General features: G+C 61.2%; 16 protein-coding genes. 8 read left to right on the forward strand and 8 right to left on the reverse strand.

The features are described from left to right. Positions 1 to 139: 139 nt before the first annotated feature. A complete protein-coding gene (locus QMX86_RS05395; RefSeq protein ID WP_282386874.1) occupies positions 140 to 1,306 on the forward strand; it encodes an AlgP family protein in 1,167 nt (388 codons plus the stop codon). On the opposite strand, the gene QMX86_RS05400 is transcribed toward QMX86_RS05395, so the two are convergent. After that, the gene (locus tag QMX86_RS05400; protein WP_110644483.1) at positions 1,303 to 1,764 is read right to left on the reverse strand and encodes a TIGR02444 family protein; all 462 of its coding nucleotides are present in this window, start codon (positions 1,762 to 1,764) and stop codon (positions 1,303 to 1,305) included. The two genes, QMX86_RS05395 and QMX86_RS05400, sit on opposite strands and share 4 nt — an antisense overlap. 50 nt (positions 1,765 to 1,814) lie before the next feature. Between QMX86_RS05400 and QMX86_RS05405 the strand changes: the two genes are divergently transcribed. The 3 genes from QMX86_RS05405 (at position 1,815) to rhtB (ending at position 5,122) form a co-directional block, all read left to right on the forward strand. Next, on the forward strand, positions 1,815 to 3,725 hold the full coding sequence (locus tag QMX86_RS05405) for an ATP-binding cassette domain-containing protein (RefSeq protein ID WP_122751198.1): 1,911 nt from the start codon (positions 1,815 to 1,817) through the stop codon (positions 3,723 to 3,725). Next, positions 3,725 to 4,306, forward strand: coding sequence for a mechanosensitive ion channel family protein (locus QMX86_RS05410; RefSeq protein WP_039757413.1), 582 nt, complete (start codon positions 3,725 to 3,727; stop codon positions 4,304 to 4,306). Before QMX86_RS05405 ends, QMX86_RS05410 begins: the two co-directional genes overlap by 1 nt. A 183-nt stretch (positions 4,307 to 4,489) precedes the next feature. Further along, a complete protein-coding gene (rhtB, locus tag QMX86_RS05415; protein WP_016772608.1) occupies positions 4,490 to 5,122 on the forward strand; it encodes a homoserine/homoserine lactone efflux protein in 633 nt (210 codons plus the stop codon). A 170-nt stretch (positions 5,123 to 5,292) separates the two neighbouring features. On the opposite strand, the gene QMX86_RS05420 is transcribed toward rhtB, so the two are convergent. The 5 genes from QMX86_RS05420 to QMX86_RS05440 form a co-directional block, all read right to left on the reverse strand. Then, positions 5,293 to 6,039, reverse strand: a complete 747-nt coding sequence (locus tag QMX86_RS05420) for a penicillin-binding protein activator LpoB (protein ID WP_130889082.1) — start codon at positions 6,037 to 6,039, stop codon at positions 5,293 to 5,295. Positions 6,040 to 6,042: 3 nt separating this feature from the next. Continuing rightward, positions 6,043 to 6,630: a penicillin-binding protein activator LpoB gene (gene lpoB / locus QMX86_RS05425; protein ID WP_016772610.1), complete on the reverse strand. Its 588-nt coding sequence runs from the start codon at positions 6,628 to 6,630 to the stop codon at positions 6,043 to 6,045. Between the two features lie 36 nt (positions 6,631 to 6,666). Then, positions 6,667 to 7,038, reverse strand: a complete 372-nt coding sequence (locus QMX86_RS05430; protein WP_016772611.1) for a YcfL family protein — start codon at positions 7,036 to 7,038, stop codon at positions 6,667 to 6,669. Positions 7,039 to 7,054: 16 nt separating this feature from the next. Further along, complete coding sequence (locus QMX86_RS05435) at positions 7,055 to 8,449, reverse strand: hypothetical protein (RefSeq protein ID WP_016772612.1); 1,395 nt, start codon at positions 8,447 to 8,449, stop codon at positions 7,055 to 7,057. 206 nt (positions 8,450 to 8,655) lie between these two features. Beyond that, a complete protein-coding gene (locus QMX86_RS05440; RefSeq protein ID WP_282386767.1) occupies positions 8,656 to 10,062 on the reverse strand; it encodes a hypothetical protein in 1,407 nt (468 codons plus the stop codon). A gap of 251 nt (positions 10,063 to 10,313) precedes the next feature. Between QMX86_RS05440 and QMX86_RS05445 the strand changes: the two genes are divergently transcribed. Both QMX86_RS05445 and QMX86_RS05450 read left to right on the forward strand, forming a co-directional pair. Then, the gene (locus QMX86_RS05445) at positions 10,314 to 12,212 is read left to right on the forward strand and encodes an FTR1 family protein (protein ID WP_076564509.1); all 1,899 of its coding nucleotides are present in this window, start codon (positions 10,314 to 10,316) and stop codon (positions 12,210 to 12,212) included. 102 nt (positions 12,213 to 12,314) lie between these two features. Further along, a complete protein-coding gene (locus tag QMX86_RS05450) occupies positions 12,315 to 12,770 on the forward strand; it encodes a YaiI/YqxD family protein (RefSeq protein ID WP_110644479.1) in 456 nt (151 codons plus the stop codon). Between the two features lie 128 nt (positions 12,771 to 12,898). Here QMX86_RS05450 and elbB read toward each other — a convergent pair whose 3' ends face one another. Next, the gene (elbB, locus tag QMX86_RS05455) at positions 12,899 to 13,567 is read right to left on the reverse strand and encodes an isoprenoid biosynthesis glyoxalase ElbB (RefSeq protein ID WP_016772616.1); all 669 of its coding nucleotides are present in this window, start codon (positions 13,565 to 13,567) and stop codon (positions 12,899 to 12,901) included. A gap of 167 nt (positions 13,568 to 13,734) precedes the next feature. Beyond that, complete coding sequence (locus QMX86_RS05460; protein ID WP_056791681.1) at positions 13,735 to 14,394, reverse strand: DedA family protein; 660 nt, start codon at positions 14,392 to 14,394, stop codon at positions 13,735 to 13,737. Positions 14,395 to 14,601: 207 nt separating this feature from the next. Between QMX86_RS05460 and hemB the strand changes: the two genes are divergently transcribed. Further along, positions 14,602 to 15,615, forward strand: a complete 1,014-nt coding sequence (gene hemB, locus QMX86_RS05465; RefSeq protein WP_016772618.1) for a porphobilinogen synthase — start codon at positions 14,602 to 14,604, stop codon at positions 15,613 to 15,615. An 18-nt stretch (positions 15,616 to 15,633) separates the two neighbouring features. Then, a complete protein-coding gene (gene ppk1, locus QMX86_RS05470; protein ID WP_016772619.1) occupies positions 15,634 to 17,859 on the forward strand; it encodes a polyphosphate kinase 1 in 2,226 nt (741 codons plus the stop codon). Positions 17,860 to 17,879: the final 20 nt, after the last annotated feature.

The raw sequence follows: 17,879 nt of genomic DNA on the forward strand, positions 1-17,879 counted from the left end.
CGGTGAACTGCTTTTTCCCGCGCGCAGAACATTTCGGCTTCGGTGCAACGCAACGGTGCAGATACTGTCAACATGCCCTAGCGGCGGTATCAGCAGAGGTCTAGTATGAGCCGCACTCACGTCAGCCAGGAGGTAAACCATGTCGGCCACCAAGAAGCCTGTAAATACTCCGTTGCACTTACTCCAACAGTTGTCGGGCAGCCTGCTCGAGCATTTGGAAAACGCTTGCTCGCAAGCCTTGGCTGATGCTGAAAAACTGCTCGCCAAGCTGGAAAAACAGCGCGGCAAGGCGCAGGAAAAACTGCACAAATCGCGCACTAAATTGCAGGACGCCGCCACCGCCGGCAAAGCCAAGGCACAGAACAAAGCCAAGGCTGCCGTGAAAGAACTCGAAGACCTGCTGGACGCTTTGAAAGATCGTCAGTCCGAAACCCGCAGCTACATTCTGCAACTCAAGCGCGATGCCCAGGAAAGCCTGAAACTGGCCCAGGGTGTCGGCCGCGTTCAGGAAGCAGTGGGCAAGGTTCTGTCGTCGCGCTCGGCCAAACCGGCAGCAGCACCAGCGAAGAAAGTCGCTGCCAAACCTGCTGCAAGCAAAGCCCCGGCGAAGACCGCTGCGGCGAAACCTGCTGTTGCGAAAACCGCCGCCAAACCAGCGGCGAAGGCGCCAGTGAAAGCGGCTGCCAAACCAGCGGCGAAAACTGCAGCGAAGAAGCCGGCGGCGAGCGCGGCAAAACCGGCGGCTAAAACCACCGCAGCCAAACCTGCTGCAGCCAAGCCAGCAGTGAAAGCCACCCCTGCCAAAGCCGCTGCAAAACCGGCCGCGAGCAAAGCTGCACCGGCGAAAACCGCAGCCGCCAAACCTGCTGCCAAAGCAGCAGCGAAACCAGCAGCGAAACCTGCTGCCAAGACTGCGGCCAAGCCGGCCGCCGCCAAACCTGCTGCGAAAGTGGCGGTAAAACCGGCTGCCAAACCAGCCGCAACATCGGCAGCAAAACCTGCGGCAAAAACCGCTGCGAAACCGGCCGCCAAGCCAGCTGCGAAACCCGCTGCTGCCAAGCCTGCGACCGCTGCTGCAAAACCGGTCGCCAAGCCAGCCGCAAAACCAGCGGTGAAAAAGCCTGCAGCTGCCAAGCCAGCCGCGACCAAACCGGCTGCCGCTCCAGCAGCCAAGCCTGCCACTGCCGCTACCCCGGCTGCTCCAGCTGCGTCGGCACCGTCGTCCGCCACTCACTCGACCCCTTCGACTGCGCCAGCGCCAGCCGCTTCGTCGAACGTCAGCAGCACCCCGACCAGCGCTTCCTAAGTGCCGGTTGCCGCGACGCGCAGCACTTGCAGCGCGTCGCGGTTCAGGCTGGCGGCATTGCCGGCCAGGTCTTCCAGCCAGGTCACCGAACCTGCATCGTTGCGCGTCCACTCCTGCGCCACACCTTCGAGCCGTGACAGCAAGGTTCGCTCAGCCTCCAGCTCCAGTGACTTGATCTGCTCGCGCATGCCGGCCACCACCGCATCGTCGACGGCCCGCGCTTTCCATTGCAGGCGCAGGGTTCGCAGCGGCTGCACCACTTCGATATCCCACGGCGCGGTCAAGGCCTTGAGCAGACGTACGCGCGGTTCATCGCAGGTCACCGCGCGCTGCTCCAGCCACAAACCGCAGAGCAGCAGGCAGACATTGGCGCCCGCCGTTTGCAATTGCAGGCAGGCATCTTCCACGCCCGGCCGGGCGTAGACATCAAGGGCAAAGCTCCACAGGTCAGAGGACATCGTGCTACTCGCGCCAGTTGTGAGCGAAGCTGGTAGACTCCGCCGCCATTATGATCCGACTTCAGAACCTGACTTTACAGCGTGGCCCGCAACGTCTGCTAGAAGACGCCGAGCTGACCCTGCACGCCGGCCACAAAGCCGGCCTCATCGGCGCCAACGGTGCCGGCAAATCCAGCCTGTTCGCCCTGCTGCGCGGCGAGTTGCACCCGGATTCGGGCGACTGCCTGCTGCCGGCCGACTGGCGCATCGCGCACATGCGCCAGGAGGTCGACACGCTCGAACGCCTGGCGGTCGATTATGTGCTCGATGGCGACCTGCGTCTGCGCGAGGTGCAACGCGAGCTTGCCGCCGCCGAGGAGGCCCATGACGGCACCGCACTGGCGCGCCTGCACGCCGAACTCGACAGCGCCGACGGCTACACCGCCGATGCGCGGGCGCGCAAGCTGCTCGCCGGTCTTGGTTTCACCAATGAGCAGATGGATCGTCAGGTAGGCGATTTCTCCGGTGGCTGGCGGATGCGTCTGAATCTGGCGCAGGCACTGATGTGCCCGTCGGATCTGCTGCTGCTCGATGAACCGACCAACCACTTGGATCTCGACGCGATCATCTGGCTCGAAGAGTGGCTGAAGAGTTATCCGGGCACCTTGCTGCTGATTTCCCACGACCGGGATTTCCTCGACGAAGTGGTCGATCACGTCGCCCATGTCGATCAGCGCAAACTGACCCTCTACCGCGGCGGCTACACCGCCTTCGAACGCGCCCGCGCCGAGCGTCTGGCCCAGCAGCAACAGGCCTACGAGAAGCAGCAGGCGCAGCGTGCGCACATGGAAAGCTACATCGCCCGCTTCAAGGCGCAAGCGACCAAGGCCCGTCAGGCGCAGAGCCGGATCAAGGCGCTGGAGCGGATGGAAGAATTGTCGGCGGCCCACGTCGATTCGCCGTTCGACTTCGTCTTCCGCGAGTCGACCAAGATCTCCAGTCCGCTGATCGACCTGTCCGATGCGCGCCTGGGTTATGGCGACAAGACAATCCTCGAGAAGGTCAAGCTGCAACTGACCCCGGGTGCGCGGATCGGTCTGCTTGGGCCGAACGGCGCGGGTAAATCGACGCTGATCAAGAACCTCGCCGGCGAGCTCGAACCGCTGGCCGGGCGCCTGACCCGTGGCGAAAACACCGTGGTCGGCTACTTCGCTCAGCATCAGCTCGACTCGCTGGATTCCAAGGCCAGCCCGTTGCTGCATTTGCAGCGTCTGGCGCCGGGTGAGCGCGAGCAGACCCTGCGCGACTTCCTCGGCGGCTTCGACTTCCGGGGCGCACGCATCGATGAGCCGGTGCTGAATTTCTCCGGTGGCGAGAAGGCCCGTCTGGCTCTCGCGCTGATCGCCTGGGAGCGGCCGAACCTGTTGCTGCTCGACGAACCGACCAACCACCTCGACCTGGAAATGCGTCTGGCGCTGACCATGGCCCTGCAGGAATTCAGCGGTGCGGTGCTGGTGGTCTCTCACGATCGGCACTTGCTCAAGAGCACCACCGACAACTTCTATCTGGTTGCCGACGGCAAGGTCGAAGAGTTCGACGGCGATCTCGAAGACTACGCACGCTGGCTGGTGGAATACCGTCAGCGCAATGCGCCGGTCAGCAACACGCCGGTCAACCCGGACAAGACCGACAAGAAAGCGCAACGCCAAGCGGCGGCAGCGTTGCGTCAGCAACTGGCGCCGCACAAGCGCGAGGCCGACAAGCTCGAAGCCGAACTGGGCAAGCTGCACGAGAAACTGGCCAAGGTCGATGCCAGCCTGGGTGACAGCGATGTCTACGAGCCGGCACGCAAGAATGAATTGCGTGATCTGCTCGCCGAACAGGCCAAGTTGAAGGTGCGTGAAGCCGAGCTGGAAGAAGCCTGGATGGAAGCCCTGGAAACCCTGGAAAGCATGCAGGCGGAGCTGGAGGCGTTGTCCTGATGGAAGCCTTCAAGCTGCCCTTTGCGGCGGTGTGGGTCGAGCCGATCTGGTTCACCGCGCAGATTCTGCTGATTCTGCTGGCCGGCTACCTGACCCAGCGTTTCGTTGCCAAAGGCCTCACTCGCCTCGGTGAGCGCTATCCGTTCCCACCGCAGTTGCTGATGCCGCTGCGTGGCGTTTTGCGCTGGTTGATCATGGGCAGCGCGCTGCTCTTCGTGCTCGAGCGCCTCGGCGTTTCGGCCACGGTGTTGTGGACGGCGCTGTCGGGTTTCGTCGCGGTGGCAGCGGTCGCGTTCTTTGCGATGTGGAGTGTGCTGTCGAATTTGCTCTGCGCGATTCTCATCTTCACCGTCGGGCCGTTCCGCCTCGGCGACGTGGTCGAGCTGGTCGACACCACCGACAAGCCTGGCGTCAAAGGCCGGGTGATCGCGATCAATCTGCTCTACACCACGTTGGTCGAGGCCGAAGAACTCGGCACCGGCAGCGCCATGGTGCAGGTGCCGAACAGCCTGTTCTTCCAGCGTTCGGTGCGGCGTTGGCGCGGGACCGATGTGTTGCCGTCGAGCGGGTTCGAGAAGTAGATCTCGGCGTTGTCTGTTCGGACGCTTTCGCTCCCACATTTGCAATGCGCGTCCCTGTGGGAGCGAGCCTGCTCGCGAAGGGGCCGTCAGCCGCACCTGCAACATTCAGCAAGAAATCGGTAGTCATCCACACGAAGCCGCATTAGCTTAGGCATTTGTCACAAGCATCAGCCGAGGTGTGCGATGGAGCTTCAAACATGGCTGGCATTTTTTGCCGCCTGCTGGGTGATCAGCCTGTCTCCGGGCGCGGGCGCCATCGCGTCGATGTCCAGCGGTCTGCAGTACGGATTCTGGCGCGGCTACTGGAACGCACTGGGCCTGCAGATCGGTCTGGCGGTGCAGATCGCGATTGTCGGCGCGGGGGTTGGCGCTGTGCTCACCGCTTCGGCCACAGCGTTCCATGCGATCAAATGGTTCGGTGTCGCCTATCTGGTTTACCTGGCGATCAAGCAATGGCGCGCGCTGCCCATGGACATGAGCGATGACGCCGCAGTGCGGCCGATCGGCAAGCCACTGGCCCTGGTGTTTCGCGGCTTTCTGGTGAACATCAGCAACCCCAAGGCGTTGGTGTTCATGCTCGCGGTGTTGCCGCAGTTCATCAATCCCCATGCGCCGCTGCTGATTCAGTATCTGGTGATCGGCGTGACCATGGTGTTCGTCGACCTGATTGTCATGGCCGGTTACACCGGACTGGCGTCGAAGGTGCTGCGCCTGTTGCGCACGCCCAAGCAGCAGAAACGCATGAACCGCACCTTTGCCGGGTTATTCATTGGCGCGGCGGCGTTTATGGCGACATTGCGCAAAGCGGCGGCGTAAAACGCTCGGGCACAAAAAAGGCGACCTCAAGAGGTCGCCTTTTTCATTTCTACCGAGACATCGGGGCAAGCGAGCTTTTCTTGAATCAATAGCGAGGGCCGCTTCGCGACCCAACGGGGATAAATCCCCTCGCCACAGAGCCCTTCGCCACAAAAGTCCTCAGATCCGGCTCAGCGTAAGATCACCGGTGCCGTATCACGCGGCAGATTGTTGCGCTGCGGCGCTTCACGCGGCTGCTCATAACCGTCACCACCACCGAGCTGCATGCTCAGTTGCCCGGCCACGTCTTCGCCCAAGGCCTTGGACACCTCACGCACCACCCGCGGACGGTTCAGCGAGATCTTGATGTCGCGATGGTTCACCAGTTTGGTGTCCTGCGCTTCACCCATCGCCGTGAAGGCCGAGGTGATCTCGTAGGTCTTGGTGTTGATCAGACTGAAATCCGCCACCAGCGTCAGGCCCAGTACCGCCGAATAGCTGTCGGTGTGCGCCAGCTCATTGATGTCCTGGGTGAAGTCGATATCGGACACGGTGCCGAACAGCACGTAGTCGGCGCCTTTGAAGTTGCCGGCCTTGATGCGCCTGATCACGTCATACACATCGCCTTTGGACGAGGCGGTGTACGGCGTGCCCTGCACCAGCTGGAACATGCCGGTACGCAGGATTTCACCCTTTATGTCGCCGGTGAATTTGCGCAACTCGCCCTGTTCGATGTAGCTGGTGGTCGCTTCGATCTCGTTGTAGCTCGAAGAACCGCTGGCGCTGTAGTAACTCTCGCGGTGATTGCTCTGCGCCGAAACGATGTGGATGTATTGCTCCACGCGCTCCTGATACGCCAGATCCGTCACCGCGACTTTCGGGGCCGCCTGCGCGCTGAAGGCGCAAGCCAGGGCCATCATGCCAATCCATGTGCGCATCGATTAACGCTCCGTGGTTTTGCGGATCTCTTTTTCGTCCATCCACTCGGCCAGACCGCTTTCGACGTCGATCAACTGCAGGCTGAATTTGTAGAAGACGTCCTTGTAGTCGCTGCTGCGCTTGACGATCGAGCTGATCGAGCCTTCGATGCGGTACTTGGCGGCAACCATGTTGCCGGTCTTGGCCACGGTGCTTTTCTTGTACAGGCCGCTCTGGTTTTGCAGCTTGAGCTGGTCAACCTGGCTCTGCATCGCATTGTTGTCGCTGGCGAAGCGCGCAACACCGGTCTTCATCAACTGAGTCTTGATGCTGGTGGTGATTTCGCGGGTGTCGATGTACTCGCTGGTCTTGTTCTTCACATCGTAGACCTGAACTACGGGACGACCCTGCAGGATGCCGGACTGGGCCAGCGAGCGGGTCATCGACTCGGCGATCATTTGCAGGTCGGTCGAACCGAATTCGTTGGTCACGGTTTCAACCGCTTTGGTGTCGCCGTAGCTGATGTTCTTGCTGCCCAGGGTCGGCGAAGTGTTGGCGCAACCGGAGGCGAGCAGGGCGATGACGGCGATGCAGGAAAAGCGTGCAAACATGAGAAAGCTCTCTCAATCAGAAATAGGGTGGCGGGTTTACGGCGTCTTGATTTCCAGACGGAAATCCACGGCTTTCGGGGTCGGCGCGATGGCCTGAATGAAGCTGGTCTGGGCGCCGTACATCATCTGGCTTTTCCACACTTCTTCTTCGGCAACCGGGAAACCTTCGGCGCCAAGCCAGGCGAAGCGGTAGTAGAAAATCTTGTTGCTGTTGAGGGTGTTGCTCAACTGCACGTTGACGGTCATGAAGCCGTTTTCACGAGCCACGCGCATGGCGCCGACGACGATGTGTTTCTGCGGGCCCATGGCCACGACTTTGCTCGCGGCGCTGCCCGGCTCCGGCGGTGGCGGGGTGGCGCAGCCTGCCAGCAAGGCGAGGGCGGCGACGGCGATGATCTTCAAGCGCATTGCAAAGACTCCGTTCTTAAGGTTGTTTGAGGCTGGCGACGTTGGTCGCGGCAGCGCTCGGCATTACGTGAGCAGCGATGCCGCCAGCGAATACCTGGTTGCCCACGGCACGCAGGCTGATCACTTGGTAGCGCTGGTCGACAGTGACCTTGACCACCGAGCCGCCCACGGCGCTCGGCAGGGTAACCTGATGCTCACCTTTTTTCAGGCGCAGACGCACCACTTGGGTGTTGTCCGGCAGGGTGCGCCATGTACGGGTATCGGCACCTTCAAGCACCGCTGAAGAAATACCCACGGCGAGACCGGCCAGCGGATTGGTTTCGTTGATCTGCTTCTGCGCCACGCCTTTGGTGATCGCGCGCACGGTGGTGCGCACGATGATCCCCGGCATGTCATCACGCAGAGCGCGGCGGGACATGGCGGTGGTGCTGTTCAGCGCGGTCAGGTCGACTTGCTTGCCGTCGACGCCGATCTGCGCAAACGGCGCTGTGGAGGTGTCCGGTTTGATGATCGGGAACGACAGCGGAGTGATCACTACGTTGTTGGAAATCGGCAGCGGCAGCGGTACGCGAATCGAGTCGCGGGCCGGGGCCAGACCGCTCTGCACGACGATGAGAATGTCGCTGTCATCGGATTTGGAAGGCTTGTCGAGATTGACCAGCGCCTGCTCGAGCAACGGCGTGTTCGGGCGCAGTTCGGCAGCCTTGCGATAACCCGGCGCGGCCAGATCCTTCTCGCCCAAAGCTTCGTAAACGAAACCGGCCAGGTAATGGCTGAACGCACTCTGGTAGCTGTTCTTCAGGCCGACCACTTCCGGCGCGTCGAGGCTGGCCACCGGATAACCCTGCAAATCCTTGTACTGGGTCTTGATGCCTTCTTTCTCGGCCTCTTCTTCGCTCTTGAGGTATTCCTTGTCGCGCAGGTCGGCGATCACCGCTTCGCGTTCGTGGGTCTTTTTGATCGCCGTGCGGGCGCCATCGAAATCGTTGACCGCCAACAGGTTCAGGGCCATCTGCGTGGTCAGCATGACTTTTTCGTAGTCATAGCCTTCGTAGCGACGCACCTTGTCGTTGACGATGAAGCTGCCGAACTGTGCCAGGTACTTGGCCGAGTCGAGCTTGACCGCGTCTTCCCACTGACCGACCACCTGATCGGCACTGCCCCAGGCGTTCTGGCTGCCCGACAGGTCGCCCTTGGCGCGCAGCAGTTCACCTTTCTCGAAGTAATAGAGCAGGTCTTTGTCGGTGCCGGTGTTGTTCTTTTCCAGCAGGGTCAGCGCCGCGTCGACGTTGCCGGATGCCAGTTGCTGATTGGTCTGGGCCAGTTCGGAATCGTAGTTGCGAAACGCTGCGCAGCCGGACAACAGCGTGACAGCGCTGAGCGCGAGCAGCATGGGAGCGCGGAATGCCATGGGTACTTCTTCCCTGAGTAACAAAACTTGCAGCCGCGTGTGCTGGTCGGGCTGGTGTGACCTATCGACGGCGGCGCTGGCCTCCTGCCAATTCCTCATGGGTGAGGAGCTTTTGATGCCGGCTCGCTGGGCGAGGGCGCGGCATTATAAACGTGGCGTGATGGCTATGTAATAGCTTTTTGGGTGCATTTTCAGATGCGGTGCCATCACTTCTCCGCAGAAGCGGGTTTATCCGACGCGGGTTTTTGATTCGGTACAAAGGCTGATCCGACGGTATAGACCTGATCCCGGAATACCCGCAGGTGCAGAATCTGGCAGTCCTGGTCGACGCGCATTTCAAAAGGGTGGTCTATGGACGCAGGCGCAAAACGGAAGGTATGCAGGCCTTTCTTCAAGCGCAGGCGGGCGACCAGAGTCTTGTCCGGCAACGCTCGCCATGTGCGGGTGTCGGCTTCTTCGAACGGATCATGCTGAGTGACGATCAACGAGGCTTTCGCCGGGTTGCGCTCGTTTTCCTGCGCTTGACCGATGGCGGCCATGTTGGCGCGGAACATCGCCCGCGAGATGATTTGCGGCATGTCGTCGCGCAGTGTGCGCATGGACATGTCAGTCACGCTGTTGATCACTACCAACGGCTGTTTGCGACCGTCTATGGTGATATGGCTGAAGTTGGGCGTAACTGCGTCCGGCAGCATCACCGGGAATGAAATGGGCGCGATGATGACCAGCGTTTCGTTCAGACGAACCGGGATCGGCACTTGCACTGAGCTGCGAGCCGGAGCCAGGCCACTCTGGATAATCAGCAACACATCGCTTTCATCGGCTTTCGCTGGCGGTTTGTCGAGATTGCGCAGGGCCTTTTGCAGCAAGGGCATGTCCGGCCGCAGTTCGATCGCCTGACGATAACCGGCCGCCGCGAGGGCGCGCTCGCCGAGGGCTTCATAGGTGAATCCGGCCAGATAGTGGCTGAACGCACTTTGGTAGCCGTTTTTCAGCTCAACGACCTGCGGCGCATCAAGCAAGGCGACCGGGTAGCCTTCCAGTTCTTTGTAATGGAGAATTTTGCCCTGAGCTTTCGCCTGTTCCTCGGCCGCTTCGTATTGCTTTTCACGCTGGCGGGCGATCAATGCTTCGCGTTCGTGGGTTTTCCTGATGTCTGCGCGGGCGCCGGCAAAGTCATTGACGGATAGCTGGTTCAAGGCCATTTGCGTAGTCAACATGACCTTTTCGTAATCGTAGCCTTCATAGCGCCGCAGCTTGTCGTTGACCAGCATCGTGCCCATTTCATCACCGAAACGGGCCAGTAATTTCATCGCGCCGGACGGGTTGGCTTCCTCGCGCTGGAAGATCATCCGGTCGGCATTGCGCCAGGCGTCCTGGCTGTCGGGCAGGGCACTGCCAGCGCTGAGGATCGCGCCTTTTTCCAGGTAATACAGCAGATCCTTGTCTTCCCACGGGTTGTTCATTTCCACCAGTGCCAGAGCCCCGGTCAGATTGCCCCGGGTCATTTGCTCGGTGGTCTGCTGCATTTCAAGATCGTAGTTGCGATAAGCGGCACAACCGCTCAACTGAACAGCGACGCAAAGCAGCAAAACGAACGGAAGACTCCGCATTGAGGTTGATTCCTTGCGCGCAAATGCTCTGGGGCGGGCAGTATAAAGTGGATGATGGCAAATGGCTGCGATCTTGATCGAACGTGTCGAGGCTCAATCGGCAGCGGGTAGTGCGGCAATACTCGGCGACAAACGCTGCTGCCGTCTGCCGGGTATTTCCTGCCAATCAAAGCGAAACGCCGACAAAGCTTGAGAGAAATGTCTTCGAAGTGAACAATATGTAACTTCGCATTTCCATTTGAGATTCGTTCATGACTGCCTCGTCCCGATTGCTGGCCTGGCTGCTGTTCCCGTTATTGTCCCTGAGCAGCCTGCCGCTGCTGGCCGATACCGTGGAAGGCGCGCCGCAAGCGTTGCACCTGCTCGATTACATCAGTGCCGATTACCCGCCGACGGTCGCGGCAGGCAAAGTCATCGACGATGGCGAATACCGCGAGCAGCTGGAATTCACTCAGGTTCTGCAAGGCTTGATCACTGCATTACCGGCCAAACCGGAAAAAGCCGCGCTGGAACAGGGCGTGGAGTCTTTGCACGCCGCCATCACTGCGAAGCAGGACGGTGCCGATGTCGCCCGTCAGGCCCGACAGCTGGGGGCGAAACTGGCGGTGGCTTATGAAGTCAGCCAGGCACCGATCATCACCCCGGACCCGACACGCGGTGCGCCGTTGTATGCGCAGAACTGCTCGGTGTGCCACGGCGACACTGGCGCGGGCGACGGCCCGGCCGGCGTCGGTCTGACCCCTGCGCCAGCCAACCTGCGCGATGCTGCGCGCATGGATCACCTGAGCCTGTACGCGATCTACAGCACCCTCGGCCAAGGCGTCGAAGGCACCGACATGCCGGCGTTTGCCGATCAGCTCGATGATCGCCAGCGCTGGGATCTGGCCACCTACATCGCCGGCTTCAGTGCCGATGCGGCGGCCGCCAAGTCCGACAAGGTCTACAACATCGCCGACCTGGCCCGCCAGACCCCGGCCGAGGTGCAGGCTGCCGAGGGCGCAGAGGTCGCGGCGACGTTCCGTGCCCAGCGCGCACAACCACCGCAGGTCAAACGCGGTCCGGCGCAGTTGCTCGATTACACCGCCGCCACGCTGGACAAGAGCCTCGCGGCCTACCGCGCCGGGGAACATGATCAGGCCTATGACCTGTCGGTAGCGGCATATCTGGAAGGCTTCGAGCTGGTCGAAAGCTCGCTGGACAACGTCGATGCCAACGTGCGCAAGGACACCGAAAAATCGCTGATGGCTTACCGGCAGTCGCTGCAGGACGGTCTGCCGGTCGAGCAGGCCGAGCAGCGTCTGGACGCGGCCAAGGCCAAACTCAAGGAGTCCGCCGGTCTGCTGGGCAGCGATGGTCTGAGCTGGTCGCTGAGTTACATCTCCGGTCTGCTGATTCTGCTGCGCGAAGGCCTGGAAGCGATTCTGGTGCTGGCGGCGATCCTCGCCTTCTTGCGCAACACCGGTCAGCAGTCAGCGGTGCGCAGTGTCAACGTTGGCTGGGGCCTGGCGTTGCTGGCGGGCTTGGGCACCTGGGCGCTGGCGGCGTATGTGATCGATGTCAGCGGTTCGCAGCGTGAGTTGCTGGAAGGCGCCACCGCGCTGTTTGCCAGCGTCATGGTGTTGTGGCTCGGCGTGTGGATGCATGACCGCCGTCACGCGGCGGCCTGGCAGGATTACATCAAGAGCAGTCTGGTCGGCGGCGGTGGTCGTTTCGGCTTTGCGATCCTGGCGTTCTTCTCGGTCTATCGCGAATTGTTTGAGGTGATTCTGTTCTACGAAACCCTGTGGCTGCAGGCCGGGCCTGCCGGGCACAACGCGGTGCTGGCTGGCGGTGCCACGGCGCTGGTGCTGCTGGTCGGTCTGGCCTGGGTTATCCTGCGCGGCTCAGCGAAACTGCCGCTGACGCTGTTCTTCAGCATCAACGCCGCGCTGTTGTGCGCGTTGTCGGTGGTGTTTGCCGGGCATGGCGTCAAGGCCTTGCAGGAAGCCGGGATCTTCGGCACACGGCCGGTGGCGTTCTTTGAATTCGACTGGCTGGGGATCCATGCCGATGCCTATTCGCTGACCGCGCAGGTGGTGGCGATTGTGGCGATTGCTGTGCTGTATGGGCGTAGTTGGGTGGCGGAGAAGCGTCGGGTTTCGGCTGCATAAAGGCATTCGCTGCGCTCATATTCGCGAGCAGGCTCGCTCCCACAGGTTCGGTATGTATCCTGTGGGAGCGAGCCTGCTCGCGAATTTTTTGGAGGCAAGAACATGCGTGTATGGATCGATGCCGACGCCTGTCCGCGGGCGGCGAAGGATCTGGTGGTGAAGTTCGCGTTAAAGCGCCAGTTCGAAGTGGTGCTGGTAGCCGGGCAGCCGCAGACCAAACCGGGGCTGGCCATCGTCAAACTGATCGTGGTGCCGAGCGGGCCGGATGCGGCGGATGATTATCTGGTCGAGCATGCGGTGCCGGGCGAACTGGTGATCTGCAGCGATATTCCGCTGGCCGATCGGCTGGTGAAGAAGGGCGTGGCGGCGCTGGATCCGCGCGGCAAGGAGTTCGATGCGCAGAACATGGGTGAGCGTCTGGCAGTGCGTAACCTGTTCACCGACCTCAGAGAGCAGGGCCAGATGAGCGGCGGGCCGGCGCCGTTTGGCGAACGCGAGAAGCAGGCGTTTGCCAATGCGCTGGATCGGATCCTGACCCGACTCACCCGCACGCCCTGAGTCTTGCACAATCGCTGTGGGAGCGAGCCTGCTCGCGAAATCTGTGTGTCATACAACCTGATGTTGGCTGATACAACGCATTCGCGAGCAAGCTCGCTGCCACATTTGGTTTCATCTACGGCGAGGGATCAAGCGTCGTTTTCGTGAGTCAGTTCGAGCACGCGGTCGACCAGTTTGTTGATCCCCGAAGCCGCTTCACTGATGGTCTGCGCCAGCATGTACGCCGGGGTGGTGACCAGTTTGCGCGCCTTGTCTTCGACGATTTCGGTCACAGCGCACTCTTCGTGGGTGGCGCCCATTTTGTTCATGGCCGCAGCGGTGTCGGCGTCGTTGCCGATGGTGCAGGTCACGCCCGGGCCATAGATTTTCGCTGCCAGCGCCGGGGAGATGCAGATCAGCCCGACCGGTTTGCCCGCTTCGGCAAATGCTTCGGCCAGGGCGAGCACTTCAGGTTGCACGGTGCAGCCGGCGCCTTCGATGGCGAAGTTCGACAGGTTCTTCGCCGCGCCAAAGCCGCCGGGCACGATCAGCGCATCGAAGTCTTCGACGTCGGCGTCGCGGATATCCTTGACGTTGCCCCGGGCAATGCGCGCCGATTCCACCAGTACGTTGCGCGATTCCGGCATTTCTTCGCCGGTCAGGTGGTTGATCACATGCAATTGCGCGATGTTTGGCGCGAAGCACTGCACCTGCGCGCCGCGCTGGTCGAGGCGCAGCAGGGTGATGACACTTTCCTGGATTTCGGCGCCGTCGTACACGCCACTGCCGGACAGGATCACTGCAACTTTTTTGCTCATGGGCTTCTCTCCAGATTCATGGCGCTCAATGTCCCTTAAATCGTCGCGCGTGGCCATAGGGGCATGGCTGACGCGCGCGGGAACAGAGCGCTCTCTCAATGGATCGCAACGGCGGCGGGGTGTTCATTATTTGCCTTGAATGCGCATGGCAGTCGCCAGCGAATGGCTTATTCGGCTGGCGTTTTCGGCCCGGCAGGAGGGGTCGCTTCGGCCTGGCGCAACTGCTCTGCTTCGGCGGCCTTGGCGAGCTGCTCGTCCTGATAGATTTTCTTCGCCAGTTGCGCATTCTTGAAGCGGCGCCGCAGCCACAGGCCCAGGCCGAGGATCAGCAATGCGCCGAGCACCCACAGCTCGTACTTCTTGATGCTGCCGAGCATGCCTTCCAGCACTGCGCCGAAGTGGTAAGCCGCCGCAGCCAGCGCGGTGGCCCAGATCGCCGCGCCGATGCCGTTGAGCAGCAAGTAACGTCCCGGTGGATAACCGGACAGGCCGATCGCCACCGGCATCACCGTGCGCAGGCCATAAACGAAGCGGAAGCTCAGGACCCAGATGTCCGGATGTTTGCGGATGTGCTCCAGCGCGCGGTCGCCCATCATCTGCCAGCGCGGTTTGCGCGCAAGCAATTTGCGCCCGTGCTTGCGCCCCAGGAAGTACCACAGCTGATCGCCGGCATAACTGCCGAAGAACGCCACGACCACCACCAGGTTGATGTCCATGTATCCACGGAACGCAAGGAAGCCTGCGAGCACCAGAATGGTTTCGCCTTCGAAGAACGTGCCGAGAAACAAGGCAAAGTAGCCAAAGTCGTGCAGAAATTGTTGGAGCATTGTCTGGGTGCTGGCGAAATGAACGCGCAGCCTAACCCTTCGGGCACATTCATGAAAGTGTCCAAATGTGTCTCGACGTGAACATTTCCTACATCGACAATGGATTGCGGCTACCTGTCACAGAGCACACATAACTGTCATCTGTTAGTCATAATGGCCGTCTATAACTGTCACGCTCGCCCGTTTGCCCGGGCTCAGGAGTCTGCCGTGAGCTTTACCCCCGCCAATCGTCTGTTCCCTGCCACTCGTCTGCGTCGCAATCGTCGTGATGATTTTTCGCGGCGCCTGGTGCGTGAAAACGTATTGACGGTCGATGATCTGATTCTGCCGGTGTTCGTGCTCGACGGTGAAAACCGCCGCGAAGCCGTGGCCTCGATGCCGGGCGTCGAGCGACTGAGCATTGATCTGCTGCTTGAAGAAGCGGCGAAGTGGGTCGAGCTGGGCATTCCGGCGCTGGCGCTGTTCCCGGTTACCCCGCCTGAACTGAAATCCCTCGATGCCGCCGAAGCCTGGAATCCCGAAGGCATCGCCCAGCGCGCCACTCGCGCCCTGCGTGAGCGGTTCCCGGAGCTGGGCGTGATCACTGACGTGGCGCTGGACCCGTTCACCACCCACGGTCAGGACGGCATTCTCGACGAAGACGGCTACGTGCAGAACGACATCACCGTCGATGCGCTGGTGCGTCAGGCGCTGTCCCATGCCGAAGCCGGCGCGCAGGTGGTGGCGCCGTCGGACATGATGGACGGTCGCATCCAGGCGATTCGTGAGGCGCTGGAAATTGCCGGCCACGTCAACGTGCGCATCATGGCCTACTCGGCCAAATACGCCAGCGCCTACTACGGCCCTTTCCGCGATGCCGTGGGTTCGGCGTCGAACCTCGGCAAGGCCAACAAGGCCTCTTATCAGATGGACCCGGCCAACAGTGACGAAGCGCTGCACGAAGTCGGTGCCGACTTGTCCGAAGGTGCGGACATGGTCATGGTCAAACCGGGCATGCCCTACCTGGACATTCTTTTTCGCGTCAAAGATGCCTTCAAGGTGCCGACCTTCGTCTATCAGGTCAGTGGCGAATACGCCATGCACATGGCCGCTATCCAGAATGGCTGGTTGAGCGAAGCGGTGATCCTCGAGTCACTGACCGCCTTTAAACGTGCCGGTGCAGATGGCATCCTGACTTACTTTGCCGTTCGTGCCGCTCAATTGTTACGAGAGCAGAAATAGCCCTCCCAGGAACATTCCATGAATACCGAAGGACTCACTGAAGTTGCCGTAAAAGAAGCTCAGCCGGTGGTCGAGCAAATCACCGAAACCCCGCCGGAACTGGAGCCTGCGCCACCCGCGCCGGTTGCCGAAACCGCTGTGGCGGTACCGGCGATCGCCATTCCCGGCCTGGATGACAGCAGCCTGTACATCCACCGCGAGCTTTCGCAATTGCAGTTCAACATCCGCGTGCTGGAACAGGCGCTGGACGAGTCCTACCCGTTGCTGGAGCGGCTGAAGTTCCTGCTGATCTTCTCCAGCAACCTCGACGAATTCTTCGAAATCCGCGTCGCCGGGCTGAAAAAGCAGATCACTTTTGCCCGCGAGCAGGCAGGCGCTGACGGCTTGCAGCCGCATCAGGCGCTGGCGCGGATCAGCGAACTGGTTCACGGTCACGTTGACCGCCAGTACGCGATCCTCAACGACATCCTCCTGCCGGAGCTGGAAAAGCATCAGGTGCGCTTCATCCGTCGGCGCAACTGGACGACCAAGCTCAAGACCTGGGTTCGCCGCTATTTCCGCGACGAGATCGCGCCGATCATCACCCCGATCGGCCTCGATCCGACGCACCCGTTCCCGTTGCTGGTGAACAAGAGTCTGAACTTCATCGTCGAGCTCGAAGGTATCGACGCCTTCGGTCGCGACTCCGGTCTGGCGATCATTCCGGCACCGCGTCTGCTGCCTCGGATCATCAAGGTGCCGGAAGAAGTCGGCGGCGCCGGCGACAACTATGTGTTCCTGTCGTCGATGATCCACGCCCACGCCGATGACCTGTTCCAGGGCATGAAGGTCAAAGGCTGCTACCAGTTCCGTCTGACCCGAAACGCCGACCTGGCGCTCGATTCCGAAGACGTCGAAGACCTCGCTCGCGCCCTGCGTGGCGAGCTGTTCTCGCGGCGTTACGGTGACGCGGTGCGTCTGGAAGTCGCCGACACTTGCCCGAAACACCTCTCGGACTATCTGCTCAAGCAGTTCAACCTGAGCGAGACCGAGCTTTACCAGGTCAACGGCCCGGTCAACCTGACGCGTCTGTTCAGCATCACCGGCCTGGACAGCCATCCGGAGCTGCAATACACGCCGTTCACCCCGCAGATCCCGAAACTGCTGCAGAACAGTGAAAACATCTTCAGTGTGGTCAGCAAGCAGGACATCCTCTTGCTGCACCCTTTCGAGTCGTTCACCCCGGTGGTCGACCTGCTGCGTCAGGCCGCGAAAGACCCGCATGTGTTGGCCGTACGGCAAACGCTTTACCGCTCCGGCGCCAACTCGGAAATCGTCGATGCGCTGGTCGACGCCGCGCGTAACGGCAAGGAAGTCACCGCCGTGATCGAGCTGCGTGCGCGCTTTGACGAGGAATCCAACCTGCAACTGGCCAGCCGTCTGCAAGCGGCCGGTGCGGTGGTGATCTACGGCGTGGTCGGCTTCAAGACCCACGCCAAGATGATGCTGATCCTGCGCCGTGAGGCTGGCGAAATCGTCCGTTATGCGCATCTCGGTACCGGCAACTACCACGCCGGTAACGCCAAGCTTTACACCGACTACAGCCTGCTGACCTCCGACGACGCTTTGTGCGAGGACGTCGGCAAACTGTTCAGCCAGTTGATCGGCATGGGCAAGACGTTGCGCATGAAAAAGCTGCTGCATGCGCCGTTCACCCTGAAGAAGGGCATGCTCGACATGATTGCCCGCGAAACCCAGTTCGCCCTCGAAGGCAAACCGGCGCACATCATCGCCAAGTTCAACTCGCTGACCGATCCGAAGATCATCCGCGCGCTGTACAAGGCCAGCCAGTCCGGCGTGCGCATCGATCTGGTGGTGCGCGGCATGTGCTGCCTGCGTCCGGGCATCGCCGGGGTCTCGCACAACATTCATGTACGCTCGATCATTGGCCGCTTCCTCGAGCACACGCGGGTGTTCTACTTCCTCAACGGCGGCGACGAGCAGATGTTCCTTTCCAGTGCCGACTGGATGGAGCGCAACCTCGACAAGCGCGTCGAGACTTGCTTCCCGGTGGAAGGCAAGAAGCTGCTGACCCGCGTCAAGAAGGAGCTGGAGCTGTACCTGACCGACAACACCCACAGCTGGAGTTTGCAGTCGGACGGCCGCTACATCCGCAACACGCCCACCGGCAACCAGAACCCGCGCAGTGCGCAGGCGACGTTGCTGGAGCGGTTGGGCAGCCCGATCTTGCCGGTGAGCAGCTGACCGTCAGCCCAATAAAAAAG

It is taken from the genome of Pseudomonas sp. PS01270, from assembly GCF_029959775.1.
GTDB lineage: Bacteria > Pseudomonadota > Gammaproteobacteria > Pseudomonadales > Pseudomonadaceae > Aquipseudomonas > Aquipseudomonas atacamensis.

Bases quoted from the DNA above. Each gene is read 5' to 3' on its own strand.
- QMX86_RS05395 (WP_282386874.1), top strand. From the start codon at position 140: ATGTCGGCCACCAAGAAGCCTGTAAATACTCCGTTGCACTTACTCCAA.
- QMX86_RS05400 (WP_110644483.1), bottom strand. From the start codon at position 1,764: ATGTCCTCTGACCTGTGGAGCTTTGCCCTTGATGTCTACGCCCGGCCG.
- QMX86_RS05405 (WP_122751198.1), top strand. From the start codon at position 1,815: ATGATCCGACTTCAGAACCTGACTTTACAGCGTGGCCCGCAACGTCTG.
- QMX86_RS05410 (WP_039757413.1), top strand. From the start codon at position 3,725: ATGGAAGCCTTCAAGCTGCCCTTTGCGGCGGTGTGGGTCGAGCCGATC.
- rhtB (WP_016772608.1), top strand. From the start codon at position 4,490: ATGGAGCTTCAAACATGGCTGGCATTTTTTGCCGCCTGCTGGGTGATC.
- QMX86_RS05420 (WP_130889082.1), bottom strand. From the start codon at position 6,039: ATGCGCACATGGATTGGCATGATGGCCCTGGCTTGCGCCTTCAGCGCG.
- lpoB (WP_016772610.1), bottom strand. From the start codon at position 6,630: ATGTTTGCACGCTTTTCCTGCATCGCCGTCATCGCCCTGCTCGCCTCC.
- QMX86_RS05430 (WP_016772611.1), bottom strand. From the start codon at position 7,038: ATGCGCTTGAAGATCATCGCCGTCGCCGCCCTCGCCTTGCTGGCAGGC.
- QMX86_RS05435 (WP_016772612.1), bottom strand. From the start codon at position 8,449: ATGGCATTCCGCGCTCCCATGCTGCTCGCGCTCAGCGCTGTCACGCTG.
- QMX86_RS05440 (WP_282386767.1), bottom strand. From the start codon at position 10,062: ATGCGGAGTCTTCCGTTCGTTTTGCTGCTTTGCGTCGCTGTTCAGTTG.
- QMX86_RS05445 (WP_076564509.1), top strand. From the start codon at position 10,314: ATGACTGCCTCGTCCCGATTGCTGGCCTGGCTGCTGTTCCCGTTATTG.
- QMX86_RS05450 (WP_110644479.1), top strand. From the start codon at position 12,315: ATGCGTGTATGGATCGATGCCGACGCCTGTCCGCGGGCGGCGAAGGAT.
- elbB (WP_016772616.1), bottom strand. From the start codon at position 13,567: ATGAGCAAAAAAGTTGCAGTGATCCTGTCCGGCAGTGGCGTGTACGAC.
- QMX86_RS05460 (WP_056791681.1), bottom strand. From the start codon at position 14,394: ATGCTCCAACAATTTCTGCACGACTTTGGCTACTTTGCCTTGTTTCTC.
- ppk1 (WP_016772619.1), top strand. From the start codon at position 15,634: ATGAATACCGAAGGACTCACTGAAGTTGCCGTAAAAGAAGCTCAGCCG.